Below are 1404 nucleotides of genomic sequence, written 5' to 3'. Positions count from 1 at the left end.
TTAATCTAGAAATTATAATAATTAAAAATATTATAGTAAGATATATATTTGAAAATATAAATGATCTCATAGCTTCTTCTTTGCTTGGATTTCTCATTAGTCTATATGAGAAGAAAAGTAATATCAAACTCAATATGGTACTAGCTATTAAATAGCCCAAGCCTAAGTAGGTAAAAAGCAAGATGACTATAGGAACCATTAAGGCGTTAGATATCGCTATCGCCTTGGCAGAAGTAGTTATTCCAACAACTGCTGGTAGCATTGGATAATGTGCATTTAAATAATCCTCTCTATATTTAAGGGCTAATGACCAGAAGTGCCCCGGAGTCCACATGAATATAAGAAAGCCTAAGAGGAAACTCTCTAGATTAAACGAATTTGTTAAGGAAGCGTAACCTGCCCAAGCTGCAGCACTTCCTGCAAATCCTCCAATTACAATATTAAGCCAAGTTCTAGGCTTTAGCAAGATAGTGTAAACAAACACATATATTATAACGCCTAAAGCAATAAAGATCGCAGTCATGATATTGTCCACAAAACCTATTAAACTTCCTATTAATGCTAATAATGAACCCACTAGTATTGCTTCTTTTTTACTCACATAACCTACAACAGTAGGTCTCCTAGAAGTTCTAGACATTACCTTATCTCTATCAATTTCTATCCCACTATTGATTATCATTGCCCCCATAGATCCTAAAGTACCACCTATAATCACAAAGACAATGGGCAAAATAGACATTCCAATCTTGTAAGCTAATATTGCACCTGCAATAGCTGCCAAATCGAGAAGACTAACCACGCCAAGTTTCCCTAGTTTTATATATGCTTTAACCTTATTCTGTAAGCTCATCAAATTTATCTTTATCTTATTAGAATAAAAATTTATATCATAAACATCCTTTTAATAATAGCACTAAGTCAGTCAATGCGCCATAAGCAGCATTGATGGGTCCTGCACCAGGACCTCTTATTACTATTCTTTGTATCTCATTATGAATTTCCAACGCATTTTCGACACCATCTATATTAAATAAGGGATCATGAGGATCTAATTGCTTTGGAGAAACCTCTACAACATAATTGTCAGCATAAGCTAACAACTTTATTTTTTTACCTTCAGCTCTACTTCTTCTTATCTCTTCGTTAGTAATATTTTGAATTCCTCTAAATTTAAAGTCCCTTAGTCTTAAATTCCTATTCATCATTAGGTTAACTAGAATGGTTAACTTAGCAGCAGCGTCAAAACCGTTTAAATCTAACGTAGGGTCCTCCTCGGCATATCCTTTCTCCTTAGCCTCTTTTAGAGCACTATTGAAGTCAAGTCCGTCATAAATTCTACTTAAAATGTAATTTGTAGTACCATTTAATATTCCCCTTATCTTAAACACCTCTACTAAAGGT

1 protein-coding gene and 1 pseudogene are annotated in these 1404 nt (G+C 34.0%); both read right to left on the bottom strand.

All coding sequences use genetic code 11. The annotated features are described in order from the left end of the window. Window positions 1–853 (bottom strand): heme o synthase (cyoE, locus tag DMP16_RS09885; protein WP_143577190.1); only part of this gene is annotated, 853 nt, incomplete at its 3' end. Window positions 854–890: 37 nt separating this feature from the next. Continuing rightward, a pseudogene (locus tag DMP16_RS09880) lies at window positions 891–1404 on the bottom strand (homoserine dehydrogenase); the annotation flags it as partial.

It is taken from the genome of Sulfolobus sp. B1, assembly GCF_007050195.1.
GTDB lineage: Archaea > Thermoproteota > Thermoprotei_A > Sulfolobales > Sulfolobaceae > Saccharolobus.
This window is presented reverse-complemented; position numbering and strand designations above follow the sequence as displayed.